This is a genomic window from Synechococcus sp. H55.7 (assembly GCF_047462395.1).
GTDB lineage: Bacteria > Cyanobacteriota > Cyanobacteriia > Thermostichales > Thermostichaceae > Thermostichus.
The window spans coordinates 114,697-132,258 of the sequence record NZ_JANSJD010000005.1; the positions used below are offsets into that span (position 1 = coordinate 114,697).

Consider the following 17,562-nt stretch of genomic DNA (forward strand, 5'->3'; position numbering starts at 1 on the left):
TTTTGTAGCTTCTGCAGCCAGGTATCGGGTGGCTGCTGGGGTTTTGTTTACTTTTTTGTCTCTTGCGCGTTCAGTTCTTAACTCTCCCATTTCTCCTGCGAAAACACCATGTCTCATCACTACTGGCAAGCGAAGCTCTGGGGTTTGCTGCATGATCCTGCCCTCAAGGCCCTCCACAACGCCTCTGGCCGCGCTAAGGAAGGGCTGTGGCCAAACTTAGCGGCGATGCAAGGGTGGATCTCGCCCAAGGCAGAGGGATCCCTCCTAGCAAGCGTTGGCGATGCGGATCTGGTTGCCGCCGCCAGCGATCGGGCTGCCATTGGCCACCTGCCGGTTGCCATCGACTACCAGGTAGCCGATCGCGGCCACAGCCTGGGGCCGGGCCTAGAGATGAGCCATCTGCTTTCGGGGCGCAAGCGCTTTTGGCAACTGCCCGAAGAGGAACACCGGGCCCTGCAGCAAGCCGGCTCCCGCGCCGAGCACCTGATGCAGCTAGAGAAAAAGGTGATTCCCGATTGGATCCGGCAAGAAGAGGAGGATATCCAGAAGGTGTTCTGGTGGTTCTGGCGCTGTTTTCCCCAGGCGTTGGTTCGCAAGTTGGGCGATGAGAACCTCCTGCTTTTGCCGGCGGAAACGCGGCTGCCGGATGGATCCCTGTGGAGCCACACCAGTGTCGTGGCGGCCCTGGCGGGCTGTTTGGCCGGCTACGACGAGCCCAAGTTCACGCGGCCCTTTTTGGCCAGCTTCACCTTCAACCCCATCCAGGAGCTGATTAAAGCCAGCCGCAAGATGCGGGATTTCTGGGCCGGATCCTGGCTGTTGCACTACCTCTCGGCACGGCTTTGCTGGCGCCTAGCGGAGAAATACGGCCCCGACTGCCTGCTCTACCCCAGTCTCTACGGCCAGCCGTTGATCGATGCCTGGCTGCTGGAGAAGTACCCCAAATTTGCCGAGTGGATCCCTCAACCTTCTGCCCACGCCCTGCTCACCGCCGGCTTCCCCAACGTGATCCTCTTGCTGTTGCCGGAAGAGCGGGTGGAGGCGGCCATGCAGTTGGCCCAGCAGACCCTCAAAGAAGAATGGCGCCACCTGGCCGAAAGAGCGCTGGAGCACCTGCAACTGGAGCGCCGCTGGCTGGTGCAGTTGCGCCCGGAGGATCCCACCTGGGAGGGATGGTTGGAGCACCAGTGGCAGCTCTACTGGGCAGCAGCACCCCTGGGATCCCCCCAGCAAAGGCTCAAAGACACCGCCATCCTCAAGTCCCAGGAGCCGGTCGAACGGGATCCCTGGGTCAGCGCCCAAAACCGCACCTACCACCTAACAGGAGAGCGGCAGCTTTTTGCCGACGCGGAGCTGAAGTTCCTGCGGATCAGCTTCGGGGATCCCCAAAAGCAGCAGCGCCGCCAGTACAAGCCGGGGCTGAACGTCGGCTCCTGGTGGGCAGCGGCGGTGGAGGCGACGCGCCGGCTGCAGGCTGCCTGCAAACAGGCCCGCGATTGGCAACTGCCGGTGGCCTTTGGACCGCGCAGCACCGTCTCCGGCCTGGGGCCGGTGGTTCACCCTTCCCCCAGGGATCGCTGGATTGGCGAAGGGGAGAGCCGGCGGCTTTGGCAGCGGCAGGCGGGGCTTTTCGATGGCCGCGAGCAGCTCAACGCCACCGAAACGGTCAAGCGGGCCCTGGACAAGGTGTTGCCGGAGCTCTTTCCCAACCTCGATGAAGACAAGATTGCCGCTTCCTACCCCGATCTCACCGCCGGTGTGGCCGGCTACCTGAAAACCCACGGGCGACGGGAGCAGGAGCACTTGGAGCAAGCCTGCCGGGCCGTTGAGGCCATCCACCCCGGCATTCGGGAAGTGGTGCGGGAGATGCGCGGCAAGTGGGGGATCCCGTGGGCCGACCAGCAGAACCTACGCTACCACCCGCGGCTGCTCAACGCCGGCTGGCTGGTGGAAGACCTGGAAGCAGACGCAGCAACCCAGAAGCGCTGCCGCCAGGAGATAGAAGCCACCCTCAGCCGCTACTACCCCAGCATCAACCCCGCCAGTTGGTACGTGCTGGCCGCCGGCGACGGCGACGACATGGGCCAGTGGCTGAGGGGGGAGAAGATGCGACCCTACTACGACTACCTGCCCCAGCCGCTGCAGCGCCTAGCCGATAAACAGAAGGACACCATTGGCCAGGTCATCAACTCCGAGGAGCTCGACCAGGTCAAGGACGCCTTCGGCGAATTTGTCAAAAACAGCCGCAAGCGCATGGGCCCGGCCACCCACAGTGCCCTCAGCCGCGCCCTGTTGGATTTTTCCGGCCAGTTGGTGCCCTACCTCACCGAGCAGCGCTACGCCGGCAGGCTCATCTACGCCGGGGGAGACGACGTTTTGGCCTACACCAACCTCTGGGAGTGGGATGGCTGGCTCTGGGACATCCGCCAGTGTTTCCGCGGCGGCGAAGACGACTGGCGGGAGTTCGCCAACGAAGGGGACTACTGGCAGTGGCAAAAGGCGCAGTTGCCGCCTGGCCTCAGCCGCCGCCCTCTTTTTACCCTGGGATCCCTGGCCAGTATTAGCTTTGGCGTGGTGATTGCCCACCACTCGGTGCCCTTGGCCATTGCCCTGGAAAATCTCTGGGAGGCGGAAAAAGACGCCAAAGGGCAGGCCTATGCCCATGGCAGCCCCAAGGACAGCGTCCAGGTGCGGGTACTGTTTGCCAACGGCAACCAACTGGTGGGCACCAGCAAGTTCGACACCTTCGACAAGTGGAAAGACCTGCTGGATTTTGACTGGAAGTTGTTGGGCCAACAGCAGGATCAAAGCTCGCTGTTTGAGCAGGCCGCCCAGCTCTGGGAGCAGCACCCCGCCCCCAGCGTGGAAGCTGTGCCCGATTGGGCCCGCTTGTTCTGTAGCCGCCGGGATCTCTTTGGCGGCGAAAGCGAGCAGAGGGATCGCTTCCAGGCCAAGCTAATCGAGTTTATCCAGCACTTTTGGCAGCACAGCCTGCCCGCCCAGCCGGCAGCCTGGGATCTGGCCATCAAAAACTGGTTTAAGCTAGCGGCCTTTGTGCTGCGCAACCGCACCGTGAAATTGGGGAGGAACGGTCGATGAGTTGGTTCACGCTATCGCCTTTGGATGTGTGGATGTTTCGCGATGCCAGGCCCTTTGCGCCGGGGGAGCGGGCCTGGGCCACCAGCGGCTTTCCGCCCAGCGGCCACACCCTGGCCGGAGCCATCCTGGCCCACCTGGGCCAGCCGACAACCCTGCGCCTGCGCGGCCCCTTCCTCTGCTGGGATGAGCAGCTTTACTTCCCCAGCCCCCTGCACCTTGACCAGGGATCCCCGCTGGTGCCCATCCCCTGGCTGGAAGAGGAGCATTCCTACAGCGGCTACCGTTGGGATCCCACTCGGCCGGCCCCTTTGGTAGCAGCAGCTCCGGAGGAGGAACGGCCAAGCCCCAAGCAAAAGGCCGCCGGCTACCTGCCCTTTCAGGCGGTGCAAAAAGCGCTGCAGGGCAAGGGCTGGGATCTGGCTCAAGCCGTTCCGCCCCCCTGGGTGGCAGAGGTGCGGCCCCACAACACCCTGCAGGCAGGCAAACGTCAGGTGCGAGAAGCCGATGGCTACTTTGTGGAAACCTGCATCCGCCTGCAGCCCGGCTGGAGCCTGGCTTTCTCCATCGAGTGCTGGGATCCCGAGCGCGAAACCTGGGATCCCTTGCCCCTGGAGCAAGAAGAGGTGGTGCGGCTGGGGGGAGAAGGCCACGGCGCTCTCCTGGGCCCTTGCCCAAAGCTGGGCAAGCAGTGGCAAGCGCTGCAGGAGCTCTCCCAAGAGACCTTCCGGCAAACCCGGCGGGCCCTCTCCTACCTCGTCACGCCTGGAGTGTTCATCAAGAAGGTGGATGGGCGCTCCCTCTGCCGCGCCTGGCCCTGGGAATGGCGCTTGGCCACCCCCCACCCTGCCCACTCCCTCACCGGCCCTCTGGTAAGCGTGGCCACCGGCAAGCCGGTTCCCATCAGCGGCCGCCTGCAGGTGGATTCCCTAACAGAGCCGCGCAAGACCAGCTTACCGGCTCCGCAAGTGTTTGCCGCTCCGCCCGGCAGCGTCTACTACCTGGAGCAGCCGGCTCCCCTTGGGCAGGACGAGCCGGAGCTGGAAGATGGCCGGCTCAACGTCTTCCACCGCTGGCGGCTGTTGGGCTACAGCGAGTTGCTCTGGCTGCCTTGGGTTAACTGATGCTTTTGCAGCCCTGTTCTTTGTCGATAAGGAGTGTTTTTTCGATGACTTTTCACCTGGTCTATCTCACCCTGTTAACCCCCCTGCACACCGGCGGCACCACCCAAGAAGGCAACCTCTTGGGCATTGCCCGCGAAGCCCACACCAACTTGCCCTACATTCCTTCCAGCACCATCCGCGGCAAATTGCGGGCCAGTATGGCTGAGAAAGAGTTAAAGTTTGAGCTCTTTGGCAACGAAATTGGGGAGGGGGATCAGCTTACCCAAGGCTCCATTTGGATTGGGGATGGATCCCTGTTGTGGGTGCCGGTGGCTTCCCTCAGCCACGGGGTAGTCTGGATGAGCTGCCCCCTCTTGCTCAAGCGCTGGCTGCGGCTAAGTGGCCAGCAGTTGCAGGTGCCGGATCCCTATAGCACCAACTTAGAGACAAACCGGGCCATCTACCTCAAGGATGCCATCCTGAAAAATGGCCTGAAAAAGTGGGCCAACTGGCAAGACTTTGTCAAGTCTTCCAGCATCACCCGCGTCATCGTCTTGCCGGATCAGCACTGTGCCACCCTTATTCAAATGAGCCTGTGGCGGCAGGTAAAAGTTAAGCTCAGCGAGCACAAAGTTGTAGAAGGCGGCTTTCGCTACGAAGAGGCCATTCCCCCCGATAGCTTGATGTACTTTACCTGGGGGGTAACAGCCCAAGCCAATGGCAGTTCCCAAAAAGCAGTAGAGCAATTCCGGAAGCTTCTGCAGGATAACCAGCTTCTGCAAATTGGCGGTCAGGAGAGCCTAGGTCGGGGCTTTGTCGAGTTGTCTTGGAACTAGTTGAGGAGGTTTTATGGAAACTTTTGATCCCCGCACGTTGGCCAAGCCTGTTTACGAATCCCTTCGCCAGTTAAGGGCTCAAACCAGAGACCAAGAAAAGCTTAAGGAGCAGAAAAACCAGGCTGTGGAACTCTACACCTACCTTTCCACCTGGGGCCTGCTGCGCCTTAAGGCAGAAGAAGATGCCCTCGGCCAAGACGGCAAAAAGCAAGTGGTCAAGGAGTTCTTTAATTGCCTGGAAGAGATTTCTGGTCAGAAGGGAATTGCTAACTCCAATGGTCTGGATCGTCTTATGGGACTGGGAGTCGAAGAGTATCTAGGTTTAACAGGGTTAGGGCTGGCTTTGGCTCAGGAGTTTGGCTTTTGGGCCATGGCCATCTACCACGACATTAAAGGAGGGGAGTAATGGGCGTCGCAATCCCCCTACAATCGATTTCCCTGCAAGAAGGCAGCCGAGTGGTTATTCATTCTCTTACCTGGCAAGACTGCGAGAGCATTCTGGAGGAGCTGGGCGAAGATCGCCACACTCGCATTGCCTACTACGATGGCACTTTTGAGATCATGTCTCCCTTATCCAAACACGAGCGCCTTCATCGCATTGCCGGGTATATTGTCTCAGCCATTCTCGATTCTCAGGGTAGGGATTGGGAAGACTTTGGCTCAACAACCCTTAAAAAGTCAGGCAGGGCTGGAGTGGAGCCCGACACCTGCTTCTATGTCAATCACCTGGAGTTGGTGCGAGGTTGTGAGGGCAGGATCGATGTCGATCAGTTGCCCCCACCTGATCTGGCCATCGAGTCCGACGTTACTTCCCGAACTTTTATTGAGGCCTATAGAGCCATCGGCGTGCCGGAAGTTTGGATCTTGGGTGAGCGAAGTTTGCGGATCTTTATCCTGCAGGGAGAAGACTACGTAGAATCAAGCCGCAGCCGGCTTTTTCCAGACTTCGACATCCCCAATCTTGTACCTCAACTCATTCGACGCGCCCTAGAAATTGGTACCAGCACCATGTTGCGTGAATCTCGCCAAACCCTTGGCAATTCCTAACCCTGTTTCCCGCTTTTGGAGAAGATCCCATGACCGGTCATCGCCCTACTCGTCAGCCGCTTGCTCGTCCCCCCAGGCCAGGGGATCCCAGCCGCCGGCCGCCTCAGGAAAATCGAGGCCCCAATTCTCCTAGAGGAGGCAATGGAGGGGGAAACCAGCCGCGCGGTGGAGGGGGCAACAATCCTCCGCCCTCGCCTTGGCTGGGTCACCCCTTGGATCCCACGCCCAGGCCGGATCCCACCGCCGGTTTTATTGAATATCTGCGCTGGATGCGAGCGCCGGTTGATGCTGCTACTAAAGACGGCACCAAAGCGGAGCTGGCGCACCAAGTGGAAACAACGATTAACCTTGGAGCCCGCTTGAAAGTTTTGAACGAGCGCACCCAACGCCTTGCCAGCGACACCTTTCAGGTTACCTGTCCCTGGCGAATTCGAGTCGGTGGGGCCAAGGGCCCAGAGAGCATGTTGCTCCCCGCTTTCGATCACTTAGGGATCCCTTACATTCCTGGCTCCACCCTGCGCGGTGTAGCCCGCTCCCAGGCCATTCGGGAGCTGATGCAGGAGCGCAACCTATCTTGGGATCAAGCAGACAAAGCTGTAGCTCCTTGGTTTGGCCACCTACAAGCTGAGGAAAAAGATAGCGCCGGCAAGGTTGTCTTCTTGGATGCCTATCCGGTACCCACTCGCCCCCAAAGGCGGGAGGATCCCGATAACTCCAAAACGGGGGGGCTGGCTGTAGATATTGCTAATAACGTCTGGAAATGGAATGGAAAAAATCTTGAATACTCGACCAACCCCAACTTATTTTTCTCTCTCAAGCAAGCCACTTTTTTGATTGGCCTACGCAAAGGCAGCGGCTGCACCGATGAGATGCTGGATCAAGTTAAGCAATGGCTCCTCCGGGGTTTGGAGCAAGGGGTGGGATCCCAGGTGAATACCGGCTACGGTCGGCTAATCCCCTCAGGGAAATCGCCGGACAAGAGCCAAGGAGAATTCTTGCGCCTGCCCTTTGAGTTAGAAGGCCAACTCATTCACGGGCGCCAGGTAGTCAACTGGAGACCCGACAAGAATCGCTACGACAACCGATCCATCGCCGAAGTGCGGCCTGTGGCTTTTAAGAATATGCTGCGCTATTGGTTCCGCACCCTTGCCCTGGGAGTTTTGCCGGTTGATCAGGTGCAGGAGTGGGAAGGGCAACTTTTTGGCGCCATCACCCCTAAGCAAAAACACGGCTGGATCCATGTAGATCTCCTAGATGGCAAAGTCTCTCAGCCGGAGCCAGAGCCCAATCAGCAAGGAAGAAATAAACCTGCCGGACGACAAGAAGGGATCCTCGTCTTGAGTCTTTCGGGCGAGTGCCAAAATTATGCTTCGCAGGAAGATCAAGAGGCGGCGAAAAAGCTCTTTGCCAACCTCACCTGGATGATGTTCCATCTGGGAGGTGTGGGCCAAGGGGCCAGAAGACCCTGCTACTCCCGCCAAAACCGCGAGGGGGCTCCCTGGTGGCGCGGCTCTACCCTAATTCCCAACTCAGAAGATGCCTTTTGGAAGCCGCCGAAATCGGTGGCTGAGTTTCAGAAGCTTTTCCAAAAGCGTCTGGAAAACTTTTTTGCCGCTCTCGAGACTCTAACCAAGCAGGCGATTAACCCCAATAGCCCAGGAAGTGTTGGCCAAGTTGACAGGGATAAATGGCCGCAAGCGGTGGATGCCAACTGCCAGATTGTGGTCTGCAGCGGCGAGGAAGACTTTAACAAACCCTATGCCCTGGCCACTTTGCATCGTCTTGGCCGGCAGGGCGAAGGCCGGTACGACAAATTCTTGTGTGGGGGTGTACAGGGAGGTGCTCTGCCCTCTCCAGTTTGGATTGCCGATTTGGGTGATTACCAAGTGGTTACCGTTTTTGGGGCAACGGCGGATCCTAGGAAAAGGTATCTTGACGAGCTCAAGAGAAGTGCCGATAGCTTTGGAGTAATCTGGCCCTTGAGATAGAAAAAATCTTGGAGAGTTTTCGGGAAAACCATGCCTAGAAAGAAGATCAAAGCCAAAGTTCTCAGAAACCTTGTTACAGCTACAATCAATGGCCTGATTACACTGGCCATTTTGCTCATTGCTCCCTTGGGCCTGGCAGCCGTGATTACCAACACTATTTTGGTTGCAATTGCCAGCTTCTTTTCTGGAAGCTTAACGGAGATAGTCATGGAGCTTTTGTCAAGTCCTGAAATTAATGTAGATGTTTTACCAGAAGAGCGCCAATCCAAGACCAGCACTTCCATAGAGCCAAGGCGAGGCTCAGAGAGTCTGCGTCGAGATGATCGATAATGCGAACCTTGTATGTTTCCCAGCAAGGGTGCAGGCTAAGCCTCAGGCAAGAGTTTGTGCTGGTTCATTTGGGCGATTTGCTTTTGCAGGAGGTGCCTCTGCCCTTGCTAGAGCAAATTTTAATCTTCGGCCGCTCGCAGGTGACTACCGATGTTGTAAGAGAGTGCTTGAAGCGCAATATCCCCATTGCCTACCTCTCCCGACTCGGCTATTGCTACGGTCGCCTCATTCCCATTGAAAGGGGCTACCGCCGCTTGGCCCATTGGCAACAAGCACTCCCTGAAGCATGGCGATTGCAAACAGCAGCCCAGATAGTGCGAGCTAAGCTCCTCAATGGCCGCGTGTTGTTGATGCGGCAACTTAGGCAGCGCCCCAGCGAAACTGGGGATCTAACCCTGCGCAGCCTGGAACATCTGGCCGAGCAAGTTCTGCAGGCTAAGTCTCTAGATCAATTGCGCGGCATTGAAGGGATCGGCGCAGCCCTGTATTTCCCAGAATTGGGCAATTGCCTACAACAAAAAGGATTTGTTTTGCTCAAGCGCACCCGACAACCACCCACCAATCCAGTCAACGCCATGCTTAGCTTTGGCTATATGGTGCTCTGGAACCACCTATTAACCTTGATTGAGCTGCAAGATTTGGATCCCTATCAAGGTTGCCTACATGCCAGCAGTGAACGCCACGCTGCTCTGGTGTCCGATTTGCTGGAAGAGTTCCGAGCGCCTATTGTGGACTCCCTGGTACTGTGGCTTGTCAACAGCAGTGTTATGGATATCCAAGAAGACTTCGAGTATCGAGATGGGGGCTGTTTTCTCAACGATGCTGGCAGAAAGAAATACCTCAAAGCTTTTCTCCAGAGAATGGAGGGATCCATTACAACTCCTGCTGGGGATCAGCCCCGCTGGGATTTGCTAACACAGCAGGTTAAGAAGTTTAAGCAGTCCGTCTATAATCCTCAAGACTTGTATCAGCCTTACCGGATTCGCTGATGTTTCTTTATGTTGTTACCTACGATACCCCCTGTGACAAGCGCCGCAAGAAAATTGCCGACTTGCTAGAAGGCTACGGCAAGCGGGTGCAGTACAGTGTCTTCGAGTGTGTCCTCAACAAGGACAAGTTCGAGGAGCTCAAGCTACGGCTCCGGAAAAGGATCAAGCCTAACGAAGACAGCGTCCGCTTCTATCCCCTCACCAGCCACGCCCTCGACCAAGTGGAAATCTGGGGTGAACCCCCTTTAACTGCACCCCCTGGCTCGGTCATCGTGTAGCTCAGGCAACTTTCCCCCTACCTAAGTACTTGATGTTCTCGAAAGCACACAAAAACGGTATCAGCAGCTCTGCGAGCGCCTCGCCAAATCCCGCAAAGGCCGATTCTTTCGTTGACCCGCTCGATGCCTTGCCCCACAAGGCTTTCAGGCCTCTTGCCCCCCCTCTTCCAGGCCCTTTTTTGCCGTCTTCGACCGACCCCCTCGCAAATGGGTCTTGCATTCCTTGCCCCGCTTGGGTTTAATAGGGGTAGAGTTCCCCCTTCGGGGGGATCCCTAGAAATTGGAAACTCCACCTGGTGGCCGGGCCTGGTGTGGTGGAGTTGTCGGCCGTTCCCCCTTCGGGGGGATCCCTAGAAATTGGAAACACTCAGCATAGGGAACAAAGAGTTCCCCGTTGTTGGTAAGTTCCCCCTTCGGGGGGATCCCTAGAAATTGGAAACACCTATAACGCCGCCGAACGGGTGGTGGCATGCGGTCGGTTCCCCCTTCGGGGGGATCCCTAGAAATTGGAAACTGCCTACGCCACCTGGAGCTGGACGTGCAGAGCTGGGTGTTCCCCCTTCGGGGGGATCCCTAGAAATTGGAAACACTTGGACCCGCCCCTCGCAAACAAGGACGGCAGTTCCCCCTTCGGGGGGATCCCTAGAAATTGGAAACATGGATCGCATCGGAGTTTGCGATGAGACGGTGCTGTATAGTTCCCCCTTCGGGGGGATCCCTAGAAATTGGAAACGCTTCGCGATGGTTTGTGCCGTGTTAGCGGCACCGGCCGTTCCCCCTTCGGGGGGATCCCTAGAAATTGGAAACTACGCCCCCAACCATCTTACGGCCTTGATACCGTACAGTTCCCCCTTCGGGGGGATCCCTAGAAATTGGAAACGGTATTACAACCATCACTCCCAGACGCCTCCCCTCTAGTTCCCCCTTCGGGGGGATCCCTAGAAATTGGAAACCGATGAAGAACTCCATCTCCCGGCTAAACTCAGCATAGTTCCCCCTTCGGGGGGATCCCTAGAAATTGGAAACCACGGCCCCGCCGATACGGCGGGGTTTGTGCCACCCAGGCCGGTTCCCCCTTCGGGGGGATCCCTAGAAATTGGAAACAGCTCAAGTCTTTTTTGATGAGTTTCAGTAGTATGTCAGGTTCCCCCTTCGGGGGGATCCCTAGAAATTGGAAAAGAAATTGGAAAGAAAAGAAGAATAAAGCCGCTGCTGCTCAGCAGTAGACAGATAGCGCTGTTGGTAGCCGGGCCACTCCTGGAGGGCTAGCTTTTGTTGCTCTTGGAGAAGGGTTTGCAGTTCTGAGTCTGCGGGCAGCTCGGCTTGCAAAACTTGCAAGTCGTTAAAGCGGCCCAGTTGGTCTTGCAAGCGCTTCAGGGTCGCTATCCAATCTTGCATGGCTTCCCCGTAAAAGGGCGCAAAAAACTCCACCTGATAGCGCAGCCGTTTGGTAGCCTTGCGCAGCTCGTGCAGTTGCTCAGCTTGAGCTTCTGTCTCGGGAAAAGCAGGGATCCGCCAACCCGGTTGCAGCAGCCACTCGGCCAGCAGAGGGGTCAGCAAATGGGGCAAGCTTTCCAGCAAAGGCAGCTCTGCCTGAGGCTTGTAGCGCGGGTGAGCCAGCCACTGCTCGCAGGCGGCTTGAAACTCCAGAAAGTCAGAATCTTCGAGGGCGCGACGGGAGCGCTTCTCAGCTTGGGCTCGACGTTGCCGCAGATCTTGCCTTAGCTTCTCCAGCTCCGCTTGCTGGGCCGCCGGGATCCCTTCCCAGCACGGCTCCTGCAGGATTTCCAGCAGCACGTCCAGATCCCGCTGTTTGCCCAAAGCCCTGGCCAACTTTTGCAGGCGTTTGGGCTTAAGAGGTTTGGGCAGCCGGACAGATCCCTGAAACACCTCCACCCAGGTGCCAATACGGCGCAGGATCACCCGGATTTGATGCAAGGATTCTACTGCCTCTGGATGCTGGGCCAGAACTCGCCGCACGTGTTTTTGCAGTCGCTGCCATTGCTGGCTCAACAGTTGGTGGGCTTGGAGCGCCAGAGAGGACGAGGACAAAGGGGAAAGCATGATCTGGTTCTGTTCACCCTTTTGCTCGGTACCCAGCAACATCGCATCTATAGACAGGTCTCCCTTTCCAAAAGCCCAGCGAAGCAATCGAAAAGACAAAACTCTCGCCCGCGGAGCTGCCCAGCCAACCTAACCTAGGAAGAGGTAGAGCGGCTTTGCTTCTTAACCTAATTTTAACCTTAAGGGGGCGAGAGGGGAGAGATACTAACTTGCACTGTTGTCGCGCCGGGGTAGGCGGGGCTTCACCACCGACCAGATGCGCGCGGCTACCTCGGCAGGGGATCCCTCGGCATCGATGCGGACAGTCCGCTGCGGTTCTGCAGCGGCCAGGGCTTGGAACCCTTGGTAGACGCGGCGGTGGAACTCCAGGTGCTCCTGTTCCAGTTTGTCGCCAAGATGGGAGCGCGCTAGCCCCACTTCGGGAGCAAGATCCAGCCACAGGGTGAGATGCGGCTGCAGCCCGCCGGTGGCCAAGTGGTTGAGCTGGCGGATCTGCCCCAAATCCAGCCCCCGACCGTAGCCCTGGTAGGCCAGGGTGGAATCGGTGTAGCGATCACAGATCACCACTTGTCCCGCCGCCAGGGCCGGCGCGATGACCTTGCTCACGTGTTCAGCCCGATCCGCCGCGTACAGGAGCAGCTCGGCCAGCGGCGTCATGGGATCCCCGTGCAACAGCAGCTCCCGCAGCACCTTTCCCAGTGCTGTGCCCCCTGGCTCGCGGGTACACAGGCAAGCATAGCCCTCTTGTTGAAGCTGCTCGGCCAAAAGGGACTGCTGAGTGGTTTTGCCCGCTCCTTCTCCACCTTCTAAGGTGATGAACACGTCCTCGCCCAGGAGAGTGTGTCAAAGGATTGTTTGAGGGGCATGGCTAGCGCAGGTTGAGTTGAGGCTGCAAATTGAAGGAGTGCCCCGGCACCATCACGTACACATCGGGGATGTTGGTGGGCTCCAGGCCTTGCAAGGCCAGCCCTTCGATGTTGGAGCGCAGGGTGTTGTTGATGGTGGTTTCCAGTTGGGACAAAACCTGGGCCTCGTTACCCTGACTGGCCAAGCTAGGAAACTGGTTGTAGATGGCGCGGGCCAAGCCGCTGGCGAGAGGGAGCTGGATGAGGGTGAGGTTGGATCCCCCCAATTGTGGGCCTAAGGTGTCTGCCCGCCCGCGGATGCCCAAGGCCTGCAGGGCGTTGGCGGTTTGGCTGACGGGGATGGTGCAGGTGTCCATCTTGTAAATGGGCACCGAAGCCATGGTGAGGGCGGAAACGCTGGTCAGTTGCACCACGGTAAAGGAAGCCGTGCCATTGTAGGCAAAGCAAAAATCCCGGAAGGCCGCCGGCACGTTGGCCGCGCGGATGGGACGCTCATCGTCGAAGCCGCCCGACTCGGCAAAGATGTTGCGGATGGCAAACCCGCCGAAGAAAGCCAGCAAGGCCACCACCAGCAGGATTGTCAGATCCGAGGAGGAGACTCCCCCTGAGGAGCTGCTGCTGCGTCCTCCACCTCCATATCCTCCACTGCCGCCGTAGCCGGCGGTGTAGCCGTAAGTTGCAGACCGGTAGGAGCCGGCATAGGCAGAAGAGCGGGCGGATCCGTTCCGGCTGCCGGAGACAGAACGGCGGGGAACTAGGGCCTGTCCAGAACGCTCACCCGCTCTTCTCTGCTCACCCTTTTCGTTGTCTCGGCTGCGGCCAGAAGGTCGCGAAGCCCTGTGGCTATCCCGCCCATTCTCCTCATCCAGCCAATCTTCTGCGCCCGCAACAGTTGAGCCCTCTTCCGGCAAAGGGGGCGGAGAACGACGGCCGCCCGCTGCTCCGCTGGAGTTTGGACTGGAAGTAGAATCTGGAGAACCACGGCCGGCAGCCTGCTCTGTCGCGGCGGTGGGATCGCGATCCTCAAACTCGGAGAAGCTCATGTTGCCTCAAGTACTCCCTTTCGGCTGCCAACGCAAGAGGGTTTTCCCTGTCCCAAACCCTCAAGAATTGGACTAGTGTATCCTAGCAGCTCCCAAGCCTTTGGTGAGTCTAGGCTAGCCCAGACTGCCCTCCAAGGCGAGCAACTGCTCCTTGAGGGCGCGTAGGGCCTGGCCGCGGTGGCCGATGGCTTCTTTTTGCGCCGGGCTCATCTCGGCAAAGGTTAGCTCCACCTCCGGCACCCAAAACAGCGGGTCGTAGCCGAACCCCCCCTTTCCCCGCGGCTGGGTCAAGATTTCCCCGTGGCAAAGGCCTTCCACCAACGCCTGCACCTGGCCCTGGGGATCCACCAGGGCGATGGCGCAGTGAAAGGTGGCTCGGCGATTTGGGATCCCTTCCATCTCCTGCAGCAGCCGCTGGATGCGGGCGGCATCGCTGTTAGCATAGCGAGCCGAGTGGATCCCGGGGGCGCCGCCAAGGGCTGCCACCGCCAGGCCGGAATCGTCGGCAATGGCCCACTCTCTCAGAGCTTTGGCCACGGCCTTGGCTTTGAGAAGGGCATTCTCGGCAAAGGTGGTACCGGTCTCTTCCACCTCAATTGCTGCAGGCAGACGGAGCAGCTCCCAAGCGGGGGCATGGGCTTGGAAAAAGGCGTTGAACTCGCGCCATTTGCCAGGGCTGCTGCTGGCCAAGATCAAAGAACGGGGCATGAAAGGGATCCTAGCGCAAATCCAAGGGATCCCTACCTAATCGATCTCGAGAACCATGTTGTGCAGAGCCGCGTTGATCACCAGGGTGGATCCCCACCGCTCTACCTTGCCCCCATCCCAATGCATGTGTCCGCAGATGTAGTAGCGCGGCTGCACCTGTTCCAATAAGGGGCGCAAAGTGGGCGTGCAATGGTGATACCATTTTCCGCCTTCATCCAAAAGACCTTGCGGCGGAGCATGGGTCAGCAGCAGGTCAATGGGCCGGGGGGGTTGACGGTAGAGGTGGAGCAGCTCCTGCAAATGGCCGGAGGTGAGAGACCAGCTCCAACCACAGGGGGGAGTCCAGGGCACAGCCAAAACCTGTAACCCCAGCCACTCAAAGCAGCAGGACTGGGTGATGGCCCGCCCCCAACTGCCAGCCAGCGAATCCAAAACCGCAGCCGCCGGATCGTGGTTGCCGGGCAGGAAGAGCCAGGGCTTGCCCAAACTCTCCACCGCCGCCAGAAAAGATTGCAACTGGGCTACCTCGGCTTGCGCTGCCGGATGAAAGCCCTGGGTGGCTTTACGGGAGGGCTTGCCGGCCTTGGAACAGAAATCGCCGCAGTTGATGTAAGCATCCACCTGTGGCAGATGGGCCAGGGCCTGCCGGATCAGCCGGTCGCTGCCGTGGTAGTCGGAGCCCAGCAGTAGCTTAATTCCCATGCTGCCCTACACCGCTGGCGCAAAAGGAATCTGCAGCAGCCGGGCGGCCACTTGCTGCCAGGAGCTGCGGTACCAAGCTTGCTGGGCCTCCAGTTCTTCGTCCAGGGATCCTGTGGGGCCAAAATCCGAACAGGCATACCCCAGGGAGCGCAAGCCTGCCACCAATACCGCCGGAGACAGCCACCATTGCTGGGCCAAGCGCAGCAGATCCACCTGGCTGTGGGTTTGCAGGTATTGGCGGAGCTGGCGTTGCAAGCCGGTGGCGGAGGGTAGGGGCACCGCTTGCCGATGGACGGCGATCAGCAGCTCACTGCTGGGAGTACCCCAGAGCAGCCACTTGAGGTGATCCACAGAAGGAGGCCAACTCCACAACCAGAGTTGATCGTAGCGGTGGCCGGTTTGGGGGCGGTCGTAGTGGAGAGTCAAGTGCCGCCCAGAAGACAGGACAAGCGAAGGGCGGCGGAAGCCGTAGAACAGGATGGTTCCCCGCGCCCGGGGCAAGAGGACAGAAAACCGGTCTACAGCTTGCCAACGCAAAGGCTGGGTGGGCTGGGGGGTGGGTCGCCAGATCAACAGGGGTGAGGACTCGGTCTCGCTCTGGGAGTGGGACATGGAAGGAGCAGCGTCCAGAGGAAAGGGGGGGGTGCGGGCAGCAGCCTCTTGGGCAGGTCGGATCCCGACAATTTCCAGCTCCAGTTGGGTTTCTCCCTGCCACGTTTTGGCCTTCAGAGTGTAGGCGAGGTCAACTCGGTCGGGCAGGGGATAATTCTCAGCCCCTCGCCAGCGAATGGCCCACAGGGGACGGCTGCGGGCTTTGGCGGTTGAGGCTAGTGAGGGTTCTGCTCGGTTGCCAAAGGCAGAAGTGTCGGGATCCTGAACCAGCAGCTTCAGGTGGCTGGGGGTATCCCCACTAACGGCCCTTGCGCCAAAGCGCTGCTGTTGCAGCACCTGCAGGTTGCGGCTGCAGAAGACCGGCTCAGGGTTGCCGATGCCACAGGGCTGCAGATGCTGAAGCTCTCGATAGAGGTCAAGGGTGAGATCCGCCAGTGCCACCTCCACGTCGATCTGTACCAGCGGCTGGATCTGCTCCGGCTGCAACTGCTGTTGGGCAAACTGCCGCAGCCGCTCTTCAAAAAGAGGCCAGTTTTCCGCCCTCAGGCTAAATCCCCCTGCCGCCGGGTGGCCGCCGTGTTTGCTGAACAGATCTTGGCAAAACTCCAACGCCTGAAACACGTCGAACTCCGGGATCCCCTGCCGCGCCGAGCCGCTGACCTCCCCTTGCCGCGACTGGCTGCCGATGAACACCGGACAGCCCAAACGCTCTGCCAAGCGCGAGGCCACGATGCCGATCACCCCTTTGTGCCATTTCTGCTGCGGGGATCCCAAAATCGTCAACACCCGCTCCTGCCGCAGATCCCGACCTTGCCGGGCAATTTGCTCCAGGGCCTCGGCCTCGATGCGGCTGCACATCTGCTGCCGCACCTGGTTGAGGCGTTCGCAGCGGCGGGCCAGTTTCTCCGCCTGCTGCGGGTCGTCGGTGGTCAGCAACTGGATCCCCATTCTCGCCTGGCCAATCCGCCCAACGGCGTTGATGCGCGGCCCCAGGCCAAACCCAATCCACTCAGGCCGCAGCTCCTCTGGGGATCCCTGCACCCCCATCACCTGCAACAGGGCGCGGATCCCGGCCACCTGGGAAGTGGGCAAGAGGTTCAGCCCCTGCCGCACCCAAAGGCGGTTGATCCCTGTCAGCGGCGCCAAATCGGCAATGGTGCCCACGGTAAACAGTTCCAGCGCCACCCGCTCCAAATGGCCGTCACCGCGCCGCTCCGCCAGCGCCTGGGCCAGGAGGTAGGCCACCCCCACCCCGGCCATCCCTCGATAGGGAGAAGAGAGCGGGAGCTGTTTGGGATTGAGGATGGCGTCGGCAGGGGGCAACTGGGGCGGCAAATCGTGGTGATCCGTCACGATCACCGTCAAACCTAGGGCTTTGGCCAGTTGGATGGGCTCGTGGGCAGAGATGCCGTTGTCCACCGTGAGGATGAGGCGCACCCCCTCGCGGTGCAGCTCTTGCACCATGCGGCTGTTGAGGCCATAGCCCTCGGTCATGCGGCTGGGAATGCGGTAAACCACTGGCGTGCCCCGCAACGCCCGCAGCAGCAGAGCCGTGCTGGTCATGCCGTCGGCATCGTAGTCGCCGCAGATGGCAATGGGCTCTTGTCGGCAAATCGCCCCATCCAGCAGTTCCACCGCCAGCGGCAAATCGGCAAAATCCTGGCTGGGCGGGGGCAGGTGGGCGGGATCCGGCTGCAAATACCGCTGCACAGCAGCAGGGCTAGAGAGGCCGCGATTGAGCAAGATCTGAGCCAACACAGAGGAGACCCCCACTGCCTCGGCCAAGTTCTGGGCAGCCAGTGTGTCTGCAGAATGAAACAGCCAGCGTTGGGCAGGGATCCCGGCCATTGCAATCGGTCTTCAGGTAGCAGGTAGCAGTGCTACAGTTGGCCTATGGGCT

Annotated in this window: 14 protein-coding genes, 1 pseudogene and 1 CRISPR repeat array; of the genes and pseudogenes, 9 read left to right on the forward strand and 6 right to left on the reverse strand. The window is 59.4% G+C overall.

Features of this window, described 5'->3' with window-relative positions; genetic code table 11:
* Window positions 1–108: 108 nt before the first annotated feature.
* From cas10 to cas2, 9 genes are read left to right on the forward strand one after another with little or no spacing between them, the layout of a single operon-like run.
* A complete protein-coding gene (gene cas10 / locus NW851_RS03880; protein ID WP_414337105.1) occupies window positions 109–3,099 on the forward strand; it encodes a type III-B CRISPR-associated protein Cas10/Cmr2 in 2,991 nt (996 codons plus the stop codon).
* Window positions 3,096–4,220, forward strand: coding sequence for a type III-B CRISPR module-associated protein Cmr3 (locus NW851_RS03885; RefSeq protein WP_414337106.1), 1,125 nt, complete (start codon window positions 3,096–3,098; stop codon window positions 4,218–4,220). Before cas10 ends, NW851_RS03885 begins: the two co-directional genes overlap by 4 nt.
* A 44-nt stretch (window positions 4,221–4,264) precedes the next feature.
* Entirely contained in the window at window positions 4,265–5,035 is a 771-nt protein-coding gene (gene cmr4 / locus NW851_RS03890) for a type III-B CRISPR module RAMP protein Cmr4 (RefSeq protein ID WP_414337107.1), read from the forward strand.
* A gap of 13 nt (window positions 5,036–5,048) precedes the next feature.
* On the forward strand, window positions 5,049–5,441 hold the full coding sequence (locus tag NW851_RS03895) for a hypothetical protein (protein ID WP_414335540.1): 393 nt from the start codon (window positions 5,049–5,051) through the stop codon (window positions 5,439–5,441).
* Entirely contained in the window at window positions 5,441–6,082 is a 642-nt protein-coding gene (locus tag NW851_RS03900) for a Uma2 family endonuclease (RefSeq protein ID WP_414337108.1), read from the forward strand. Before NW851_RS03895 ends, NW851_RS03900 begins: the two co-directional genes overlap by 1 nt.
* 29 nt (window positions 6,083–6,111) lie before the next feature.
* Window positions 6,112–8,070 carry an RAMP superfamily CRISPR-associated protein gene (locus tag NW851_RS03905; RefSeq protein WP_414337109.1) on the forward strand — a complete coding sequence of 653 codons (1,959 nt, stop codon included), beginning with the start codon at window positions 6,112–6,114 and terminating at the stop codon, window positions 8,068–8,070.
* 30 nt (window positions 8,071–8,100) lie between these two features.
* Complete coding sequence (csx18, locus tag NW851_RS03910) at window positions 8,101–8,400, forward strand: CRISPR-associated protein Csx18 (RefSeq protein WP_414337110.1); 300 nt, start codon at window positions 8,101–8,103, stop codon at window positions 8,398–8,400.
* Window positions 8,400–9,389 carry a CRISPR-associated endonuclease Cas1 gene (cas1, locus tag NW851_RS03915; protein WP_414335548.1) on the forward strand — a complete coding sequence of 330 codons (990 nt, stop codon included), beginning with the start codon at window positions 8,400–8,402 and terminating at the stop codon, window positions 9,387–9,389. Before csx18 ends, cas1 begins: the two co-directional genes overlap by 1 nt.
* Window positions 9,389–9,667, forward strand: coding sequence for a CRISPR-associated endonuclease Cas2 (cas2, locus tag NW851_RS03920; RefSeq protein ID WP_414335550.1), 279 nt, complete (start codon window positions 9,389–9,391; stop codon window positions 9,665–9,667). The genes cas1 and cas2 overlap by 1 nt, the downstream gene beginning before the upstream one ends.
* Before the next feature lie 252 nt (window positions 9,668–9,919).
* A CRISPR array of direct repeats spans window positions 9,920–10,846; the repeat unit is 36 nt; unit sequence GTTCCCCCTTCGGGGGGATCCCTAGAAATTGGAAAC.
* A gap of 147 nt (window positions 10,847–10,993) precedes the next feature.
* On the opposite strand, the pseudogene NW851_RS03925 reads toward cas2, so the two are convergent.
* The 6 genes and pseudogenes from NW851_RS03925 to recJ all read right to left on the reverse strand — a co-directional run.
* Window positions 10,994–11,773 (reverse strand): annotated as a pseudogene (locus NW851_RS03925) (CHAD domain-containing protein); the annotation flags it as partial.
* Between the two features lie 162 nt (window positions 11,774–11,935).
* Window positions 11,936–12,553, reverse strand: a complete 618-nt coding sequence (gene tmk, locus NW851_RS03930) for a dTMP kinase (RefSeq protein ID WP_414334763.1) — start codon at window positions 12,551–12,553, stop codon at window positions 11,936–11,938.
* A gap of 46 nt (window positions 12,554–12,599) precedes the next feature.
* Window positions 12,600–13,640, reverse strand: a complete 1,041-nt coding sequence (locus NW851_RS03935) for a hypothetical protein (RefSeq protein ID WP_414334764.1) — start codon at window positions 13,638–13,640, stop codon at window positions 12,600–12,602.
* A gap of 114 nt (window positions 13,641–13,754) precedes the next feature.
* Window positions 13,755–14,348 (reverse strand): RdgB/HAM1 family non-canonical purine NTP pyrophosphatase, encoded by a 594-nt coding sequence (gene rdgB / locus NW851_RS03940; RefSeq protein ID WP_414334765.1) that lies wholly within the window; start codon window positions 14,346–14,348, stop codon window positions 13,755–13,757.
* Between the two features lie 36 nt (window positions 14,349–14,384).
* Complete coding sequence (locus NW851_RS03945) at window positions 14,385–15,050, reverse strand: metallophosphoesterase family protein (RefSeq protein ID WP_414334766.1); 666 nt, start codon at window positions 15,048–15,050, stop codon at window positions 14,385–14,387.
* Window positions 15,051–15,056: 6 nt separating this feature from the next.
* Window positions 15,057–17,510, reverse strand: a complete 2,454-nt coding sequence (gene recJ / locus NW851_RS03950; protein ID WP_414334767.1) for a single-stranded-DNA-specific exonuclease RecJ — start codon at window positions 17,508–17,510, stop codon at window positions 15,057–15,059.
* Window positions 17,511–17,562: the final 52 nt, after the last annotated feature.

Coding starts and splice junctions, on each gene's coding strand:
- NW851_RS03935 (WP_414334764.1), bottom strand. CDS start 13,640: ATGAGCTTCTCCGAGTTTGAGGATCGCGATCCCACCGCCGCGACAGAG.
- NW851_RS03905 (WP_414337109.1), top strand. CDS start 6,112: ATGACCGGTCATCGCCCTACTCGTCAGCCGCTTGCTCGTCCCCCCAGG.
- csx18 (WP_414337110.1), top strand. CDS start 8,101: ATGCCTAGAAAGAAGATCAAAGCCAAAGTTCTCAGAAACCTTGTTACA.
- NW851_RS03885 (WP_414337106.1), top strand. CDS start 3,096: ATGAGTTGGTTCACGCTATCGCCTTTGGATGTGTGGATGTTTCGCGAT.
- rdgB (WP_414334765.1), bottom strand. CDS start 14,348: ATGCCCCGTTCTTTGATCTTGGCCAGCAGCAGCCCTGGCAAATGGCGC.
- cas10 (WP_414337105.1), top strand. CDS start 109: ATGTCTCATCACTACTGGCAAGCGAAGCTCTGGGGTTTGCTGCATGAT.
- NW851_RS03900 (WP_414337108.1), top strand. CDS start 5,441: ATGGGCGTCGCAATCCCCCTACAATCGATTTCCCTGCAAGAAGGCAGC.
- cmr4 (WP_414337107.1), top strand. CDS start 4,265: ATGACTTTTCACCTGGTCTATCTCACCCTGTTAACCCCCCTGCACACC.
- cas2 (WP_414335550.1), top strand. CDS start 9,389: ATGTTTCTTTATGTTGTTACCTACGATACCCCCTGTGACAAGCGCCGC.
- NW851_RS03945 (WP_414334766.1), bottom strand. CDS start 15,050: ATGGGAATTAAGCTACTGCTGGGCTCCGACTACCACGGCAGCGACCGG.
- NW851_RS03895 (WP_414335540.1), top strand. CDS start 5,049: ATGGAAACTTTTGATCCCCGCACGTTGGCCAAGCCTGTTTACGAATCC.
- cas1 (WP_414335548.1), top strand. CDS start 8,400: ATGCGAACCTTGTATGTTTCCCAGCAAGGGTGCAGGCTAAGCCTCAGG.
- recJ (WP_414334767.1), bottom strand. CDS start 17,510: ATGGCCGGGATCCCTGCCCAACGCTGGCTGTTTCATTCTGCAGACACA.